Genomic DNA, 16,961 nt, shown 5'->3' with positions numbered 1-16,961 from the left:
CCCCCGGTTTCTTATCCGCATTGATGCGGGACCGGGAGGAGACGACCGGTCGCGGGCCTTACCCTAAGTCCGGGGTCAGATTATTTTTCGATGCGCCCGAAAGCACCACATGACCGTCCTCGGCCCGTTCGGCGGTGAGCGGATAGAGGTCGCGCAGCGCCGCCACGAAACCCTCGACGTCGCCGGCGTCGAACACCCCGCTCACCCGGATGGAGGAAATGTCCCCGGCGCGCAGTTCGATCGGATGACGGGTGTAGCGGTTGACCTCAGCCACGGCGACGCCGATCGGCGTTTCGTGGAAGGTCAGTCGGCCCGCCGCCCAGCTGGTCGCCGCGGGTAGATCGGTCGTGACCACCCGGGGTCGGGGGACGGACGTCACCAGCTGCTGTCCCGGCTGCATCGACCAGCGCCGGTCCGCCTGTTCGCCCTCGCGCACATCGACCCGGCCCTCGACAAGCACCACGCGTGCGCCCGTCCCGAAGCGCCGGACGTCGAAGCTCGTGCCCAAGGCCGTAACCTCGGTGTCGCCGGCCTTGACGACGAACGGCCGGTCCGGGTCGCCCTCAACGTCGAACCGGGCCTGGCCCGTGACGAGGGTGACCAGCCGGCGGCCCCCGGTCAGGCGAACGTCGATCCTGGAGTCCGTGTCGAGCGTGATCGTCGAGCCGTCGGCCAGTTGAACGACGCGGCGTTCGCCGACCTGGGTGAGATAGGGGGTCGGCTGCTGCGCTGACCACAACCACCAGCCCACGGACAGGGCCGCGATCGCGGCGCCGACGGCGCCGACGGGGGCGAGAACACCGAGCAGGCGGGGGCGGGCCCTGCGGCGGGAGGCGGCGCGGGTCCGGGCGTCCGCCGAAAGCGCGGCCATCTCGGGTTGGTCGGCCAGGGTGCGACTCGCGTCCCACATCGCCTGCATGCGGTCGAAACTCTCGGCGTTCCTGGAGTCCCGTCGCCAGGCGCTGAACGCCTTCACGTCCGCCGTGGTGACCTTGCGCTGGTTGAGCCGCGCGAACCAGTCGGCGGTCTCCTTGCGTCTGATGTCGGCGTCAGCCTCGGTCGTCATCAGTCTTCGCCTAAAGGTCCAGCCGCAGCGCGCAGTAGTCGAGCGCCTTGGACATCCGCCACTCCACCGTCTTGACGCTGATCTCGAGCTCCTTGGCGATCTCGGGATACGTCATACCGTCAAAGCGGCTCAAGACGAAGACGTCGCGGTAGAGTTGCGGCATGGATCGTATGATCTGGGCGAGCAGAACCTGATCGAACTGGGGCGCGCCTTCGGATTCGGGGGATTGGAGGTCGGCGTCGCTTGGCCGACGGCGCCTATGTTTGGCGTCATCGCGCACCAGATTGAGGGCGACCCGGAGCAGGAAGGCGCGGGGATGGGCGATCCCGCCGTCGGCGAAGGGCGCGATGCGGATATAGGTTTCCTGCACGACGTCGGCCGCATCGTCCGGACCGATCCGAGCCCGGAGGCGACGGTTCAACCACGCAGCGTAGCGGCGGTACAGGCCGTCCAGGCCGCCGCCGACCTCCGCTTGCAATGGCTTCGCTTCGCTCACCCTGCCTCTCCGACCGCAATTCAGACGGCTGGAATCCGGGGCGCGAACGGACAGCCGGGCGCAGGCGCTCACACGCCTGACACGGTGATCCGGTCAGCGACAGCCACGCCGCGCGTGGGTCGTCGAAGAAGATATCGCACAGGGGATTCCAAGCCCCTGCCGACGCGTAGGTCGGCCTGGCGAGCATGAATCAAACGGAATCCCGACGCAAGCGGGAGGGGTCGGGCGTTGGAATCCTCTGCGAACGAGGCCCGTTACTTCAGCGCGCAGCGCCGCCTCCGTCAGCGACGAACCCCGGCTCCGGCTGTGCGCCTATCTCGCGGCGCCCGACGGCCCCGCTGTAGTCGCGACCTGTCTGCGGTTCAACCGGCGGGGAGGCTTCCGTCCCGCAAGAAACCTGCGGGCGACCCGCAATTCATCGACGTTGCCCGGGCGCGAACCCGCCGTGTACGGAGGGAGTCGGACAACCGGTGGTGTAATATGGAAGCTGTATCCGAAGATCCGGGCCGTGGATCGCACGCGGTCACCCTGAGCCCGCGCGAACAGGAATGTCTGCAATGGGTCTGTCGCGGGAAAAGCTCTTCCGACATCGGAATCATTCTGTCGCTGTCGCCCCGCACCGTGGACAGCTATCTTGAGAAGGCCTGCTCCAAACTCCGGGTCCGGACCCGGATCGAAGCGGTCGCCTCGGCGGTCCGGCAAGGTCTGATCGACCCGGGATGAGGGGAGGGGGCGGGCCAGGAACTTCTGTGATGAAGCCCGGCGTTTCGCCGCCGATCGCCGCCGACGTTTGCACGTCCCCTGGCTCTTGATCGGCGCCTATCGTTCCCGGAACCCGCCGCCGGCGAGTCTAGATCGGCCAGCCCAAGCGCGCCAGCCGGGCTTGACCCCCGGCAGCAGTGGAGCAAGACACCCAGATGGCTAAATACGCGCCGCTCGCAGCCTTTCTCCGACGTCAGAAGAGCGCCGAGGTGGACCTGTCCTTTCGGGACATCGAGCGGATCGCCGGGGGCATTTTGCCCAAGGCGGCGTCGCTGGAGGTTTGGTGGCGCGTGGATACGGCGAGGGCGCCGATGCCCCAGCATCTCGCCTTCGCCGAGGCGGGTTTCGTCGCTGAACCGCGGACGCGGGCCGAGACCGTCCGTTTCATCCGGATTGCGGCAGGCGGCGCCCCAGGGAGCGAGGCGCGGCTCAGCGCGGCGAAGACCGAGAGTTGACGCCTGTCCGCTCCGGGCAGACCTCCGATCAGTCGGAGCGCCTGCCGGAGCGGTTCAGATCGGCCGGTCAGTTATGGTCGGCGTGACCTTGGGGAGCCGGAGCATCCGAGGGCGCCGGCGCGGGCGGCGCGGGTTCGGCGGGCGGCGAAGCGTCAGACTTCATCTTGTCGCAGCAGCTCATGGCGGCGTCAGCGGCCATGTCCTCGCAACAGTCGCAGCCTTCGGCGGCCAGGGCCGCTCCAGCGCTCAGGGCCAGGATCGCGCCGGCGGCGGCCAGCAGGTTGGAAACTCGCATCGTCGTTCTCCTAGTGAACCATGAAGCTGACAGAGCCGGACATCTTGTGGCCGTCCGGACCTTCAGCGGTCCAGGCGGCCGTGTAGGTTCCCGCGGCGAGCCGGGGAAGAGCCACGCTGACGGTCGCGGCGGCCGGCGCGGCGGGGGCGTTCACGACCACCGGGGCCTGTCCCTCGGCGGTCAGGGTCACTGTCTTCAGGACCATCGCGTGCGGGAAGGTGACGCTGAAGCGTTCGGGCGACCCATGGGTCATCGCCCCGTTCGCCGGAACCGTGGTGACGCCCGATTGCGGCGCAGCGGCCTGCGCCGGCATCGTGTGCCCGGCGTGAGGATCCTGAGCGGCGGCGGCGCCGGCGAAGGCCAGGGCGGCCGTGAGGACGAGAGTGCGGATCATGGGGGGTCTCCTTCGGTCAGAACCAGGCCTTGAGGCCGACGACGAGACGGGTGTCGTCAGCCTCGCCGCCTCGGGCTTCGATGTAGTCGGCGGTGTCGCCGAGCGCTCGGCTCCACTCAACGCCGACATAGGGGGCGAACTCCTTGCGGAACTCGTAGCGCAGACGCAGGCCCGCCTCGATCGACGACAAGCCGGAGCCGATCTCCAGCTCCGGAATGTCGCTCGCCGAAGCGTCGATTTCGAGGCGCGGCTGGAGGATCAGGCGCTGGGTGATGCGCTGGTCGTATTCGGCCTCGACGCGGGCGGTCAGGTCGCCTTCGGTGGAGAGGAAGGCGGCCGCGTCGATCTCCCACCAGTAGGGCGCGAGGCCCTGCAGGCCGAGAACAAGGTGCGTCGTATCCTCGCCGTCGGGCCGGAAATCCTGGCGCACGCCGGCCTGCATATCCCAGAACGGCGAGATCGCGCGGCTGTACAGCGCCTGGACCTCGGCCTGCCCCAGCTCGCCGCCAAAGTCGCCTTCGCCTTCGGACTTCCACCAGAAGCGATTGATGTCTCCGCCGCTCCAGCCCTGGACGTCCCAGAGATACGACTCGCCGTCATCGCCGAAGCCGGCTTCCAGACGGTCGATGATGACGGCCGTGGTGCGGACGTCCCCGTTTTCGCGAACCAAGGTCTCACGGGCGGCGGCCATCGCCTCGGCGCCGAAAACCAGATCGGCGGCGTGCGCGGGACCGCTGAGGGCGGCGGCGGGGAGCGGATCCTCCGGAGGCCGGCCGGGATTGTCGGCGCTGGTCGGCACGTCCGGCGGCCCCTTGCTCATGGTCGACATGTCGTGACCGGCATGGGGATCGGCTTGAGCGGAGGGCATGGCGGACATGTCGTGGCCCGCGTGCGGATCGGGCTGCGTCGTTGGCGCCATGGTCGACATGTCGTGACCCGCGTGCGGATCGACGCTCTGGGGATCAGCCGGCATCGGATGACCGGCATGAGGGTCCGGCGCCGGCGGCGTTGGCGCGGGCTGCATGACATGACCGGCATGCGGGTCCTGAGCGGGCGAGGGAGGGGGCGTCTGAGGCCGGACGACCGGTTCAGGCGCGGGTCGCGGCGCCGGGGTCGCCGGCATGACATGGCCCGCGTGTGGGTCCTGCGCCTGGGCGCTAAAGGCGCTGGCGGCGAGGATCAGCGGCGCGAGGGCGACGGCGAAACGGTTCATGACGCGACTCCGTCCAGGGGGCGGACCGTGACGACGTTGAACATGCCCGCGTGCATGTGCATCAGCATATGGCAGTGGAAGGCCCAGTCGCCGGGCGCGTCGGCGGTCAGGTCGAACGTCACCTTGCCGCCGGGCGCGACGTTCACCGTGTGCTTCAGGGGTTGATGTCCGGCGGGGCCACCGGTGACCAGCTCGAAGAAGTGGCCGTGCAGGTGAATGGGGTGGGCCATCATGGTGTCGTTGACCAAGGTCACGCGCACCCGCTCGTCGCGCTCGAAGCGGATCGGCTCGACCAGCTCGCTGAACTTGCGACCGTCGAAGCCCCACATGAACCGCTCCATATTGCCGGTCAGGTGTATTTCCATTGTCCGCGACGGCGGGCGCTGGTCCTTGTTCGGCTGCAGCGACACCAGGTCGGTGTAGACTAGAACGCGGTGGTCGACGTTGTTGAGACCGATCGGCCGCTCGCCCAGGCGATTGGCCGGATCCATGGCGATCGCATCGACGCCGACGCCGACCGCCATGTCCGGAGGCGCGTTCTCGGGATCGCGCATGTTCATGCCCGACATGGACATTTCGCCCATGTCATGCGCCGGTGTCGCGCCTTGCGCCGGGGCGCCATGGTCCATGCCTGCCATCGCACCATGATCCATCCCGGCCATGCTACCGTGGTCCATGCCGCCCATGGCGCCATGGTCCATTCCGCCCATGCCCATGTCGCGCATGGTAAGGTTCGGCACCTCCCGCAGCGGCGGGACTTCGGCCGTCATTCCAAGGCGCGGGGCCAGGGTCGCCCGGCCCATGCCTGACCGGTCGATCGCTTCGGACACGATGGTGTAGGCCCGGTCTTCGGTCGGCCGGACGATAACGTCGTAGGTTTCGGCGACCGAAATCTGGAACTCGTCGGTCTCGACCGGGCGGACGTTCTCGCCGTCGGCCTGCACCACGGTCATCGGCAAGCCAGGGATGCGGACGTTGAAGATCGACATGGCGGAGGCGTTGATGATGCGCAGCCGCACCCGCTCGCCGGGTCGGAACAGGCCGGTCCAATTCTCCTGCGGGCCGTGGCCGTTGATCAGATAGGTGTAGGTCGAGCCGTTGACGTCCAGGATGTCGCGCGGGTCCATCCGCATCTCACCCCACATGCGCCGCTCTTCCAGGCTCATGCGGTCGCTGCCGTCCATGAGGCCGGCCAGGGTGGTGCGCTGCTGGTTGAAATAGCCGGGGCTCTTCTTCAGCTTCTCCAGGATCTCGTGCGGGTGCATGAAGCTCCAGTCCGACAGGACCAGCACATGCTCGCGGTCGTAGCCGACCGGATCGGCGCCCGCCGGATCGATGACGATCGGACCGTAGTGGCCCATCGCCTCCTGGAGATTGGAGTGGCTGTGGTACCAGAAGGTGCCTGACTGCTTGATCGGGAACTCATAGACGAAGGTTTCCCGCGGCTTGATGCCCGGGAAGCTGATGCCCGGGACGCCGTCCATCTGGAATGGCAGCAACAGGCCGTGCCAGTGGATCGAGGTGTCCTCATCCAGGCCGTTGGTCACGGACAGTCGCACGTTCTGTCCCTCGCGCAGGCGCAGCAAGGGCGCCGGAAGCACCCCGTTGATCGTCACGGCATGGCCGGTCCGGCCTCCGACCGTGAAAGGCGAGTGGCCGACCATCAGGTCGATGTTGGGCCCGCTCAGCGTCGGCAGGTCCGCTCTCAGCCCCGCCGATCCGGTCTGCGCCCAGGCCGGCAGAAGGCCCTGCAGGCCAAGCAGCCCGCCGCTTACGGCGGCGCCCCTGAGAAGCATTCGGCGATCGAGACTTGGCATGGGCATAGGCGGGGGGTTCCTCGGACGCGTGTCGGCTTCTGGTAGACATACGCACGTCGGCGACAACGCCCTTGCGGCAGGTCGCCACACCTCGAAATAAACCGCCCTTCGCCGTCCGGCGACACGATGAGGTCAAGCGCCCCCGGGAACGGCCATGTCCTCGGCAAGCCGCTTGCGGGCGCGGGCGATCCGCGTCTCAACGGCCTTGGTCGTGACGCCCATGATCGCCGCGATCTCGCCGTGCGAGCGACCTTCGAGCGTGGCCAGCAGAAGAGGGGCCTTGAGGCCGTCAGGCAGGCGGGTCAGTGCGCGATGAAGCGCCTCGGCCCGGCGGCGATCGTCCAGTTGGGTTTCTGGAGACGGCGTCTCGATCCGAACCGCCGACGCTTCAGGGGCGTCGAGGCCCATCACGCCGCGCACTACCCGACGCACCGCACGCCGACGGCTCCAGTCCCGGCATTTGTTGAGGGCGATCGACCGGAGCCAGACATCGAAGGGCCGCGCCGCATCATACCGCCGCAGCGCGAGCCACGCGGCCGTGTAGGTTTCCTGGAGCAGGTCGTGCGCTTCCGCCTCATCGCCGACATAGCGCCGAACGAACCTGTAGAGATCGCCCTTGGTCGCCGCCATCAAGGCGCTGAAGGCGCCCCTGTCCCCGCCAGCTGCACGCGCTTCAATGCTGTCGCCCTCCACGCGCCGCGCCTAGCCGGCGTCGGCACGCAGGGCGTCCACCACCGCGGCGTCGAAGACCTCAGCCTGCGCCGGGGTGAGCACCGACCGCATCTCGAAGACGTGTGCGATGGTCGCTTTCTGCAGATCGCCCATGGCCGCGTGGAAGTGATCCACCGCCGCCTGCACCTGGGGCGTGTTTCCATCGCTCGCGGCGATGGCGGCGGCGAGCTCGCGGTTGGCGGTCCGCACCTCTGCTTCCAGCGCGGGGCGACGCGCGGCGAAGCGCGCTTCGATCGCGTCCAGACGACGATCCTGTTCGGCGCTCAGGTCCAACTGCTCGTGAACGACGCTATGCAGACTCGGTGGCTGACGCTCTCGCATGACCAAGGTCGCGCTCGCCCAGGTCGCCGCACCGCTGGCGAGCGCCGCCAGCACGGCTGTCAGGGTGACGGATTTCCAGCGCGCTCTCATCCCCGGACATCCAGGGGATCGAGAGGCGACAGGCCCGCGGAGACTGTAAAGATGCGCAACTCAGAGGGCTCTGGCCTGGGCGACGCCAGGAGCAGCAATCCACCGTTGGCCACGCCGAGCACGAGGGCGAGCCCTACGGCGGCGACCCGAACCTGGCCCATCGACGCCGAATCCCTGCGCACGGCGATCCGTGCCCAGACAGCCTCTTCCAGACCCTCCAACCGCCCCGTATCGCCAGGCGCCGCAGCCCCGATCAGTCGCTCGATCTCTTCAGTCATTACGCACCTGCGTCACGCCCCCTTTGCCATACGCGCCGAACCGCCCAGCCCCTCACGAGGGGGAGAGCGGCCCGCCGCGTAGATACCAGAGAACGACCGGGAGGACCCGCTCGTGTCGGGGGAGGCGATGTGAGCGAGAGGTCAGATCCGGCCGCGGGTCCGTTCCCGGACCGGCTCGATCCGCTGACGGGGGTGCGGTTCTTCCTCGCGCTCGGCGTGGTCCTGTTTCACTACCAGTTGCAATGGACGCTGCCCGAGGGCGCGGCCGGACTGTTGAACCGGGCTCGTCTCGCGGTCGACATCTTCTTCATCCTGTCGGGCTTCATCCTCACCCATGTTTACCTGCAGGGTGATCGGCCGGTGAACTACAGGCGGTTCCTCGCGGCGCGGTTCGCCCGCATCTACCCGGCGCACCTGTTCATTCTGGTGGCGATGCTGGCGCTCGTGCTCGTCGCGCCGCTTCTGGACGTCGGCCTGGAGCCCGGGCGGTTCAACGCTGCGGATTTCCTGACCACCTTCTTTCTGATTCAGGCGTGGTTCCCGCGAGACGGGATGGTTCTGTGGAACGGTCCCGCCTGGTCGCTGTCGGCCGAGTGGGCCGTCTATCTCGCCTTTCCGGCCTACGCTGCGGTCGCCCTGCGATTTCGACACAGGCCATGGATGCTCGTGGCGGCGGCGACTGGCCTGTTCATCCTGCTGGACGCGATCTACCGGCAGTGGTTCGGCTCGGTACTGCCCCGCGCGGAAGACAATATGGGCGTCTTGCGCATTGTTCCGGAGTTCCTGCTCGGGATTGGCCTCTACTATCTCGGAGCGCGCTGGGCGCCGTCCCCGCGGACAGCCATCGCGGGCGCCGTCGGAGCCACCGTGGCGCTCTTGCTCGCCATGCAGATCGGCGCCGACGATCGCCTTATCGTCGCTGCGGCGGGACCCTTCGTTCTCGCCCTGGCGCTGCTCGCCAAGGCAGGTGTCAGGACCTTCCTGTCGCACCCGATCACAATCTTCGCCGGTGAGGCCTCGTTCGCCCTCTACCTCGTCCATATTCCGATCCTGATGGTGTGGCGCAATGCCGCCCAGACTCTCGGGGGCTGGCCGGGCGACTATCGGATGGGTCTTCTTGAACTGGCGGCCATGCTGGCGGTCACCCTCGCCGCGGCGGCCGCCATCTATGGTCTGGTCGAGCGACCGAGCCGGAGTTGGCTGAGACGGCGGACCGTCGGCCGGACGCCGGATGCCGAAGCCAGACGCACCATTCACAGCGATCAAGGAGAGCCCTTTTGACCACCTCCCAGCTCCACCGAAGGCTTTTTCTCGGCGCCGCCGTCAGCGTCGCCCTGACCGGAACGGCCTGCGCCCAGAGCCGGTCGACGAGAAACCTCACGGTCTTCAAGACGCCGACCTGTGCGTGCTGCGACGCCTGGATCACGCACATGCGGCAGGCCGGCTTCACCACCACCATCACCGTTCTGCCGAGCCTGCAGTCCGTCCGCAGCAGTCGGGGACTTCCGGACAACCTGGGCTCCTGCCACACCGGATTGATCGATGGCTATTTCGTAGAGGGCCATGTCCCGGCGGGGGACTTGATAAGGCTGCTTGCCGAGCGGCCGACGGCGCTCGGCCTCGCGGTGCCGGCCATGCCTCTCGGTTCGCCCGGCATGGACACACCGCAGGGAGACAAGGATCCCTACGACACGCTGCTGGTGCTTCGCTCCGGCGCGACCCGGGTGTTCGCCCGTCACAATCCGCCGACCTGACCTGACCCTGTCTCACCTGATTTATAAACCGGAGCCCATCATGTCCCCCAAACCTCTCGTTCTCGCCCTCTCTCTCGCCGTCTCGACGGTGACGCCAGCCGTCGCGCAGGACCATTCCCACGGCCACGCCCAGACCGCCGGGTCGATCAGCGCGGAAGCGACGGACGCGGCCGCGACCGTCGATGCCTTCCATGCCGCGCTCAAGGCCGGCGACACCTCTGCCGCCCTGTCGCTTCTGGCCCCCGACGTCATGATCTTTGAAGAGGGCGGAGCGGAGCGCTCGCGCGAGGAATACGCCTCCCACCATCTTGCGTCGGACGCCGCCTTCGCGGCCGCCTCGGACGCTACCGTGAGCCGCAGATCGGGCTGGGCGGACGGTGATGTGGCGTGGATCACCAGCGAAGGCCGCACCACCGGTCAGTTTAACGGGCGCGCCGTGGACCGTCTGACAACGGAAACCATGGTGCTGAAGCGCCATGCCGACGGCTGGCGCATCCATCACATTCACTGGTCGTCGCGCGCTCCGCGGTAGTTCGCGTCTCGGGTCTGAACGGCTCCGTGCGCAAGCGCGTGGCGTTCAGACCGTATTTGTCCGCTTGCCGGGAATCCCGGACGCCCCGAGGGACGGACGTGACAACCTTCCGGCCTCGAAGAACGGAGCCGCGACCGCAGCGGCGCTCGGCTCCGCGGGCCATTTGCTCGCCCGGATCACGTCGCGACCGGCGGGGGGAGGGTGCCCATAAGCGCAACGACGGCAAGGACGACGAGCCCGAGGGTCGTCTCCGTGACGATGCTGCGCCGCAGCCGTCGAACCGCCGAGATCGACTGTCCCGTGTGCTCCAGCTCCCGGCGCAGGGAGGGTGTGAGGCGGAAACGGTTGTCCGCCGCCAGACTCAGCATCAGCACGAAGAGCGCCAGCTTGGCGATCAGCAGCTGTCCGTAAAGGCTGTCGCCAAGGTTCACGAAACGCTCCGGTCCGACGAGGAACCAGCTGTTCGCAAGACCGGTGGCCACGAGCAGGGCTACGGCGAGAGTGCCAAGGCCCGAGAACCCATGCAAGGCGCGGTGGAGGACCCCATCGTCGACCCCGGCGCGGCGTCGCAGCAGGATCGTCAGCGCCACCAGCGCGCCAAGCCAGAGGGCTGCCCCGACGGAATGGACGATGTCAGAGGCGAGGTGGACCAGGCCCCCGGAGCCTTCTGTCGCCGCGCCGTGTCCTGTCCAGGCGAAGCTCGCGACCACGAAGAGCCCAAGGCCTAGCGAGACGCTCCAAGCCGTCTTGCCCGGCTTTATGGCGAGGACCGCGACGACGGCTGCGAGGGCGAGGGCGGCCCGGGCGACCATGGCCTTACCCAAGGCCGTGCCGGTGATCATGAAGGACAGAGACGCAGGCTTGATGGCTTCCGCCAGCGAGCCGGCCATGACCGCCGTCTGGGCGAGGAGAGCCAGGAGCGCGCTGGCGAAGACCACCAAACCTGACCCTATCAGGATCGCGCGCGACCAGGTGAGATCCACGCCATCGCCGCGCCTGAAGGTGTACAGCAGGAATAGCGGCGTCCCGAGAAGGACGACGGCCCCGGCGTACTGGAGCCACCGTAGCGCGACGACCGCGAGCTCGAGCACGGCGTCAGCGCACGGTGAAGGTGTACGAGCCTGTCATGCGGTGACCGTCGCTCGAGGCGATGCGCCAGTCGATGCGATAGGCGCCAGCAGTCAGCGGTCGCGCCAGTGTCCCCGTGAGGGTCTTGCCGTCTTCAGCGATCGAGGTGCGTACCGCGAGCTTTTCGCCGGCCGAGTTGACGACGTCGAAACCAGAGAACGCCGGCACAGACCGCTCGCTGAAGGTCAAAGTCAACGTGCGGGTCGCACCCACCGTGGCGTTCGGCGCGGGCGTGGCGCTCACGAGACGGGCGTGAGCCGCAGCTGGTCCAGCGGCGAGGACGACCGCAGCCGCCAAGGCGACATAGGGAACGGGGTTGAATGCACGCATACTGTGTCTCCTGACGATTTGGCCGGTCCGGCCTTCGACTAGTCTACGCGTCGCGTCGACATTCCCCTCGCCAACGGCGACCGACGCTGGACGGCCTAATTCCGTGGAGCCGTCGACAAACCTCGCGGGGGCGGGCCAATCCGCCTGACGTCGCCTCGAAGAGCAATAGCCGCTCGGCGACCTGCGGAAAGTCTCGTCTGAACGCGGTCAGAGCCGCTCCTGAATGGCCTGCATCTGGCGGATTTCACGCTTCTGAGCCTCGACGATCTCTCCGCAAAGCGCGACCAATTCCGGGTCGCTCAACTTGGCCTTGCCGCACATCAGGATCGCGCCGGAGTGATGGGGGATCATTCCGCGAATGAGTTCCTTGTCGCCGATCGCCGCCTGGGTGCGCATGGCGTAGAAGCTGCCCGCGAAGATGATCATCGCGGTCAGCCCGATGGCGAGGTTGAGACGATTGTTCGGATACATCTCGCGCATCAGAACCAGCATAAGGACGGCCATTGGTGCGACCATCATCAGCGTCATGTAGACGTTGTTGAGATTGAAGTCGAAGTGATCGAGCGTCGCGATCATCGTAAACATCACCAAATACATGATGATGAAGTGGACGATGAGTTCAATCGCCAGGTTGCGATAGCTCTTGTCGTGCATGAGGGACCTCCCGCCGGCGAACCGACGCCGACGATCGACGCCGTCCAAAAGCACATACGCGCGGGCAGACCATTTCCCGCGCGTAATCGTCCCGCATCAGGCTCCGGGCTGCACCGAACCCGCAGCGGGGGCTGTTGCGCTGGATCGATGTTGCGCGACCCACTGCTCCAGCTCCGTGATCTCCTGGCGCTGCATGGTAATCGTCTTTTCGGCCATCTGGCGGAGCGCGGCATCGGGGTTTTCCCGCATCAGGACCTCCGACATAGCGATGGCGCCCCGGTGGTGCTCGATCATCTTCAGGGCATAGGTCTCCTGCGGGTCTGCGCCGTGCGCCTGCATCATGGCCTGATGCATCTGCTGTTCGGACGCGGAATAGGGCGTCTCAGGCCCCGCCATCGGCTGGGCCGCCGGAGCGCTTTGTTCAGTCGCCGAGCCCGCATCGGCCGTCTCGGTTCTATCGGCCTGACCCGCAGGACTGCACGCGGTCAGGAGCACGGACAGGGCGGCGGTCGCCAGACCGGCGTTCAGCTTGATCGACATCTTCGTTCTCCGAAAGTGATGATCAACGAACAGTTCTGGCTATGGGACGTTCCGGTCCTCACGCTTGCGCGGCTACGCAGTCGGATTGCGTTTTTCCAGGCGGGACGGATGCCGGCCATCCCACCCGTTCGCCAAGACAGGGCACGATTTCAAACCTTTTCACCCTGAAAGGCTGAAATGATCGGACACGGTCCGCTGTCGTTCGCCGCGCAGGCGCTCGCCAGTCGGCGCAACGCCGCTCTCGCCGTCTCAAGATCGGAGATGGTTCGATCGAGCGCTTCCAGCCTCTCCGCCGCCAGCACACGGGCGCGCGTGCGGTCTTCGCCAGCGTCGAGCGACAACAGCTCTTTGATCTGCTCCAGGGTAAAGCCCGCCGTCTGTGCGGAGCGGATGAACCTCAGCCGGCGCACGTCCTCCTCGCCATAACGTCGAACCCCCGCGCCGGCGCCATCGCGAGACCACCTATCGGGCGTCGGAAGCAATCCGCGACGCTGATAAAAGCGAACAGTCTCCACCCCGACGCCGCCGTCTCTCGCCAACCCTGCGATAGTCCGAACGTTCATGCTTGACTCCGTATCACGGTACGGAACTTAAGACCTGCAGCTCAGATTTGAAGATCAAGGAGCCTGCAATGACCAAGACCGCTGTCATCTATCGGATGGTGATGCCCGACCACACCTGTCCGTGGGGGCTCAAGGCCCGGCATCTTCTCAAGAGCCGGGGCTACAAGGTCGAGGACCACTGGCTCACGACCCGCGAGCAGACCGACGCCTTCAAGGCCGAGCACGGCGTCAAGACGACGCCTCAGGTCTTCATCGACGGCCAGCGCGTCGGCGGCCACGACGATCTGCGCCGCTATCTCGGTCTCAAGGTCCGCGATCCCAAGGCGACCACCTACACGCCGGTCCTCGTCGTCTTCCTGACCACCGCCGTGATGGCGACGATGCTCAGCCTGACGATTTTTGGCACGCCGTTCACCGTGCGGGCAGGGGAGTGGTTTATCGCCCTGTCTATGATGGCCCTCGCCATGCTGAAGCTCCAGAACATCGAGAGCTTCTCATCCATGTTCCTGAACTACGACCTGCTGGCCAAGCGGTGGGTGCCATACGGCAAGGTCTATCCGTTCGCCGAGTTCGGGGCAGGCGCGTTGATGGTCGCGGGCGTCCTGACCTGGTTGTCGGTCCCGGTGGCCCTGTTCATCGGCGGCATTGGCGCGGCCTCGGTCTTCAAGGCTGTCTACATCGACAAGCGCGAACTGAAATGCGCCTGCGTCGGTGGAGACAGCAATGTGCCGCTTGGCTTCCTATCCCTGACCGAGAACCTGATGATGATCGCCATGGCGATCTGGATGCTGGTTATGCACTACGCTCTGCCGGCGTCAGCGATGGCGATGTAGGTTCTGTTCATGCTAGTCTAGCGGAGGCAAGTGAACGCGCAAGAATCGATTGTTAATTCGAGTTTGAGATTGTCAATACGTCTCGAAAGATTGCGCGATCACGCGGTTTTTACATCGGTCTATTTATCTAATGTTTTCAGAACCAAGCCGAACGGTCGGGCGGCGAGCCGGTGTTAAAGTAGGTGGGCCGCGAAAAAACCAACTGATTCATGATTTTACCCAGCTTAGAGCAATCGAGTGGGAGTGAGGGGCGGCGGGCATGCGGGTGCGGCCTCTGGCGATTTGGTTGACGCTAGGGCGACATTAGCGGTCGGGTTGGGATAGCGCGAACCCGTAGATCTACGGTGGTGAAGGGTGCCGGAGATGCTCGATCTCTCGTGGGTATTTGGGGTCCGCTTCTGACTCATTGCTGACCTTCCGAAGGTCCGCTTCCGGCGGAATGGAAGTTTGTGTCTAGTGGGACCACACTTTTCGTGTCCCGACCAACACTGAGAAAGAGGGGGATGGGCGGGACGTGGCGATGGCCTTCGCCTCGCAGCTAGATGGTCGCCTTGCACCAGATCGTTTCGATCGAAACTGTACCTACGAGCATCCGATGAATTGGGCACTTGTCGGCGATCTCCAGCAACCGGATCCTCTGTTCCTCCGGTAGCCCAGTCGGCAGAGTGATTGTTCGGGTGAACTGATCCGACGGTGTCGCCCCCAAGTCCCGGGTCAACAAGACCTCGACGGACATGGCGCCCAAGGTCCAGCCTTTCCGGTTGGCGTACAGGCGCAGGGTCTGGGCCGTACAGGAGGCGAGCGCCGCCTGCACCAGCTCGTGAGGGGTCGGACCGAGATCCAGCCCGCCCAGGGCGACGGGTTCGTCGACCACGAAGCGGGCGGGGCCCGCGGTGATCGTCAGTTGTAGGCCGCCGAGACCGGCGTCGGTCGCGATCGAGGGCCGGGAAGCTGCGTCGGTCATGGGAATCCTTCGGCGAAGTTTGGAAAACAGGGACGCCGTCGCCTGCCTTGGCGACGGCGACTACATGAGCATGTTCGACGGCGTCGGATGATCAGGCGTCCGCCAGGACCGCGAGCGCGGCGTCGCGCTCCTCGATCAACTCCTGCACCGAAGCGGCCAGACCGGCGCGCGTGAAGGCGTCGAGCTCCAGACCCGTGACGGGCGCATAGACGCCGTCGCGGCAGGTCGTCGGCACACCGCAGACCAGCCCTTCGGGAATGTCGTACTGGCCGATCGAGGCGACGCCCATCGAAACCCAACGGCCGTTCGAGCCCTGCACCCAGTCGCGCATATGGTTGATGGCGGCGTTGGCGGCCGAGGCCGCCGAGGAGGCGCCGCGGGCTTCCAGCACGGCCGTGCCGCGACGGGCCACCTCAGGGATGAGGGTGTCGCGATACCAGGTCTCGTCGTTGATGAGCCCGGCCAGAGACTGGCCCTCCACGGTCGCATGGCTCCAGTCGGCGAACATGGTCGGGGAGTGATTGCCCCAGACCGCGAGCTTCTCCACGGCATCGACGGGGACGCCCGCGCGGCGCGCGAACTGGGCGGCGGCGCGGTTGTGGTCGAGGCGGATCATCGAGGTGATGGCGCCGGGCGGCAGATCCGGCGCGGACTGGATCGCCACCCAGGCATTGGTGTTCGCCGGATTGCCAACCACCAGAACCTTGACGGAGCGTTTGGCGACCGCGTTCAGGGCCGCGCCCTGGGTCTTGAAGATGGCGGCGTTGGCCGCCAGCAGGTCGCGGCGCTCCATGCCCTTGGCGCGGGGGCGCGACCCGACCAGAAAGGCGGCGTCGATGTCGTCGAAGGCGATAATGGGGTCGTCGGTGGTCTGGATGGAGGTTAGTAGCGGAAAGGCGCAATCGTCCAGCTCCATGACCACGCCCTGGAGCGCCGCCTGAGCCTGAGGCAGGTCGAGGAGGCGAAGATCGATCGGGGTGTCGGGCCCGAACACATCGCCCTGGGCCAGGCGGAACAGCAGGGCGTAGGCGATCTGGCCGGCGGCGCCGGAGACGGCGACCTTGACGGGGGCGTTGGGCATCGGAACCTCAGGATTGCGGGGTTTGAGAAAGGGCTTGGTCGATCGAGGCGGAGACGGCTTCGAGGGTCAGGGCGGTGTCCAGACGTCGGTGCTGGACGAAGAGCGTCGGCGTTCCATTCACCCCGGCGTCGCGGGCACGGGCGACACGGCGCTCCAGGGCCGCGATGGCCTCGGGATCGGTGATGCAGGATTGAAGCCGCGCCTCGCTGATGCCGAACCGCGCCGCGATCCTCAGGAGGGCGTCGCGCGGGCCGCCGCCGTTCGCCCATTCGGACTGGCCGTGCATCAGGGCGTCGATGACCTCGAAATAGCGATCTTCGCCTGCGCACCGCGCCAGCAGAACGCCGGCGGCGGAGAGGTTGGCGGGGCCGGTGATGAATTCGCGATAGATCAGCCGGACCCGCCCGGCGTCGATGTAGCGCCGCCGGAGTTCGGGCAGCACCTCGATGGCGAAGCGGGCGCAGGGGCCGCAGGTGGTCGAGGCGTATTCGATCAGGGTCACGGGCGCGTCAGCCTGGCCCAGCACCATGTCGTCGGCTTCGGCCGCGCGCGGCGCACAGGCGGTGATCAAGGCGCCGACGCCGCCCGCCATGAGGACGCGGCGTGACGGCGTGAAAAGGTCATGAGGCATTGGTGATTCCAGAAAGGACGGAGTGGAGGCGG

23 protein-coding genes are annotated in these 16,961 nt (G+C 66.7%); 6 read left to right on the top strand and 17 right to left on the bottom strand.

The features are described from left to right. Positions 1 to 58: 58 nt before the first annotated feature. Positions 59 to 1,066, bottom strand: coding sequence for a FecR domain-containing protein (locus KY493_RS08190; RefSeq protein ID WP_055808249.1), 1,008 nt, complete (start codon positions 1,064 to 1,066; stop codon positions 59 to 61). A 10-nt stretch (positions 1,067 to 1,076) separates the two neighbouring features. Further along, a complete protein-coding gene (locus KY493_RS08185; protein WP_055808252.1) occupies positions 1,077 to 1,562 on the bottom strand; it encodes an RNA polymerase sigma factor in 486 nt (161 codons plus the stop codon). A 480-nt stretch (positions 1,563 to 2,042) separates the two neighbouring features. Here KY493_RS08185 and KY493_RS08180 point away from each other — a divergent pair, with 480 nt between their 5' ends. Next, on the top strand, positions 2,043 to 2,285 hold the full coding sequence (locus KY493_RS08180; protein WP_082503529.1) for a response regulator transcription factor: 243 nt from the start codon (positions 2,043 to 2,045) through the stop codon (positions 2,283 to 2,285). A gap of 194 nt (positions 2,286 to 2,479) precedes the next feature. After that, complete coding sequence (locus KY493_RS08175) at positions 2,480 to 2,779, top strand: hypothetical protein (RefSeq protein ID WP_055808488.1); 300 nt, start codon at positions 2,480 to 2,482, stop codon at positions 2,777 to 2,779. Positions 2,780 to 2,846: 67 nt separating this feature from the next. Here the strand turns inward: KY493_RS08175 and KY493_RS08170 are convergent, their stop codons facing one another. The 7 genes from KY493_RS08170 to KY493_RS08140 form a co-directional block, all read right to left on the bottom strand. After that, a complete protein-coding gene (locus KY493_RS08170; RefSeq protein ID WP_055808254.1) occupies positions 2,847 to 3,074 on the bottom strand; it encodes a hypothetical protein in 228 nt (75 codons plus the stop codon). Between the two features lie 10 nt (positions 3,075 to 3,084). Continuing rightward, positions 3,085 to 3,468, bottom strand: a complete 384-nt coding sequence (locus tag KY493_RS08165; protein WP_055808256.1) for a copper resistance CopC family protein — start codon at positions 3,466 to 3,468, stop codon at positions 3,085 to 3,087. Between the two features lie 16 nt (positions 3,469 to 3,484). Next, the gene (locus KY493_RS08160; RefSeq protein ID WP_055808258.1) at positions 3,485 to 4,681 is read right to left on the bottom strand and encodes a copper resistance protein B; all 1,197 of its coding nucleotides are present in this window, start codon (positions 4,679 to 4,681) and stop codon (positions 3,485 to 3,487) included. Then, the gene (locus KY493_RS08155) at positions 4,678 to 6,504 is read right to left on the bottom strand and encodes a copper resistance system multicopper oxidase (RefSeq protein ID WP_055808261.1); all 1,827 of its coding nucleotides are present in this window, start codon (positions 6,502 to 6,504) and stop codon (positions 4,678 to 4,680) included. The genes KY493_RS08160 and KY493_RS08155 overlap by 4 nt, the downstream gene beginning before the upstream one ends. 126 nt (positions 6,505 to 6,630) lie before the next feature. Then, positions 6,631 to 7,191 carry an RNA polymerase sigma factor gene (locus tag KY493_RS08150; protein WP_055808263.1) on the bottom strand — a complete coding sequence of 187 codons (561 nt, stop codon included), beginning with the start codon at positions 7,189 to 7,191 and terminating at the stop codon, positions 6,631 to 6,633. 9 nt (positions 7,192 to 7,200) lie between these two features. After that, positions 7,201 to 7,641, bottom strand: coding sequence for a Spy/CpxP family protein refolding chaperone (locus KY493_RS08145; RefSeq protein ID WP_055808265.1), 441 nt, complete (start codon positions 7,639 to 7,641; stop codon positions 7,201 to 7,203). Further along, positions 7,638 to 7,919, bottom strand: a complete 282-nt coding sequence (locus tag KY493_RS08140; protein ID WP_055808267.1) for a hypothetical protein — start codon at positions 7,917 to 7,919, stop codon at positions 7,638 to 7,640. The genes KY493_RS08145 and KY493_RS08140 overlap by 4 nt, the downstream gene beginning before the upstream one ends. Positions 7,920 to 8,048: 129 nt before the next feature. Here KY493_RS08140 and KY493_RS08135 point away from each other — a divergent pair, with 129 nt between their 5' ends. Genes KY493_RS08135 through KY493_RS08125 form a run of 3 tightly spaced genes read left to right on the top strand, consistent with a single transcriptional unit; the run spans position 8,049 to position 10,205 of the window. Then, positions 8,049 to 9,200 (top strand): acyltransferase, encoded by a 1,152-nt coding sequence (locus tag KY493_RS08135; protein ID WP_200932939.1) that lies wholly within the window; start codon positions 8,049 to 8,051, stop codon positions 9,198 to 9,200. After that, positions 9,197 to 9,673 (top strand): DUF411 domain-containing protein, encoded by a 477-nt coding sequence (locus KY493_RS08130; protein ID WP_055808271.1) that lies wholly within the window; start codon positions 9,197 to 9,199, stop codon positions 9,671 to 9,673. The genes KY493_RS08135 and KY493_RS08130 overlap by 4 nt, the downstream gene beginning before the upstream one ends. A gap of 40 nt (positions 9,674 to 9,713) precedes the next feature. Beyond that, a complete protein-coding gene (locus KY493_RS08125) occupies positions 9,714 to 10,205 on the top strand; it encodes a nuclear transport factor 2 family protein (RefSeq protein ID WP_055808273.1) in 492 nt (163 codons plus the stop codon). Positions 10,206 to 10,381: 176 nt separating this feature from the next. Here KY493_RS08125 and copD read toward each other — a convergent pair whose 3' ends face one another. The 5 genes from copD to KY493_RS08100 all read right to left on the bottom strand — a co-directional run bounded on the left by copD (position 10,382) and on the right by KY493_RS08100 (position 13,420). Then, entirely contained in the window at positions 10,382 to 11,296 is a 915-nt protein-coding gene (gene copD, locus KY493_RS08120) for a copper homeostasis membrane protein CopD (RefSeq protein ID WP_055808274.1), read from the bottom strand. A gap of 4 nt (positions 11,297 to 11,300) precedes the next feature. Further along, on the bottom strand, positions 11,301 to 11,663 hold the full coding sequence (gene copC, locus KY493_RS08115) for a copper homeostasis periplasmic binding protein CopC (protein WP_219895927.1): 363 nt from the start codon (positions 11,661 to 11,663) through the stop codon (positions 11,301 to 11,303). A 207-nt stretch (positions 11,664 to 11,870) separates the two neighbouring features. Further along, complete coding sequence (locus KY493_RS08110) at positions 11,871 to 12,317, bottom strand: DUF305 domain-containing protein (RefSeq protein ID WP_055808279.1); 447 nt, start codon at positions 12,315 to 12,317, stop codon at positions 11,871 to 11,873. Between the two features lie 96 nt (positions 12,318 to 12,413). Next, entirely contained in the window at positions 12,414 to 12,857 is a 444-nt protein-coding gene (locus KY493_RS08105; RefSeq protein WP_082503530.1) for a DUF305 domain-containing protein, read from the bottom strand. 149 nt (positions 12,858 to 13,006) lie between these two features. Continuing rightward, positions 13,007 to 13,420 carry a MerR family transcriptional regulator gene (locus KY493_RS08100; protein ID WP_055808281.1) on the bottom strand — a complete coding sequence of 138 codons (414 nt, stop codon included), beginning with the start codon at positions 13,418 to 13,420 and terminating at the stop codon, positions 13,007 to 13,009. Positions 13,421 to 13,488: 68 nt separating this feature from the next. Here KY493_RS08100 and KY493_RS08095 point away from each other — a divergent pair, with 68 nt between their 5' ends. After that, positions 13,489 to 14,253: a glutaredoxin family protein gene (locus tag KY493_RS08095; RefSeq protein ID WP_055808283.1), complete on the top strand. Its 765-nt coding sequence runs from the start codon at positions 13,489 to 13,491 to the stop codon at positions 14,251 to 14,253. 538 nt (positions 14,254 to 14,791) lie between these two features. On the opposite strand, the gene KY493_RS08090 is transcribed toward KY493_RS08095, so the two are convergent. The 3 genes from KY493_RS08090 to KY493_RS08080 form a co-directional block, all read right to left on the bottom strand. After that, positions 14,792 to 15,217: an OsmC family protein gene (locus KY493_RS08090; RefSeq protein ID WP_055808285.1), complete on the bottom strand. Its 426-nt coding sequence runs from the start codon at positions 15,215 to 15,217 to the stop codon at positions 14,792 to 14,794. A 91-nt stretch (positions 15,218 to 15,308) separates the two neighbouring features. Beyond that, complete coding sequence (locus tag KY493_RS08085; RefSeq protein ID WP_066550122.1) at positions 15,309 to 16,298, bottom strand: malate dehydrogenase; 990 nt, start codon at positions 16,296 to 16,298, stop codon at positions 15,309 to 15,311. Positions 16,299 to 16,305: 7 nt separating this feature from the next. Further along, positions 16,306 to 16,929: a DsbA family protein gene (locus KY493_RS08080; protein WP_082503531.1), complete on the bottom strand. Its 624-nt coding sequence runs from the start codon at positions 16,927 to 16,929 to the stop codon at positions 16,306 to 16,308. Positions 16,930 to 16,961: the final 32 nt, after the last annotated feature.

It is taken from the genome of Brevundimonas sp. PAMC22021 (assembly GCF_019443405.1).
Classification (GTDB): domain Bacteria; phylum Pseudomonadota; class Alphaproteobacteria; order Caulobacterales; family Caulobacteraceae; genus Brevundimonas.
The sequence above is the reverse complement of the archived record's forward strand: the minus strand, read 5'-3'. Positions and strand labels throughout refer to the sequence as shown.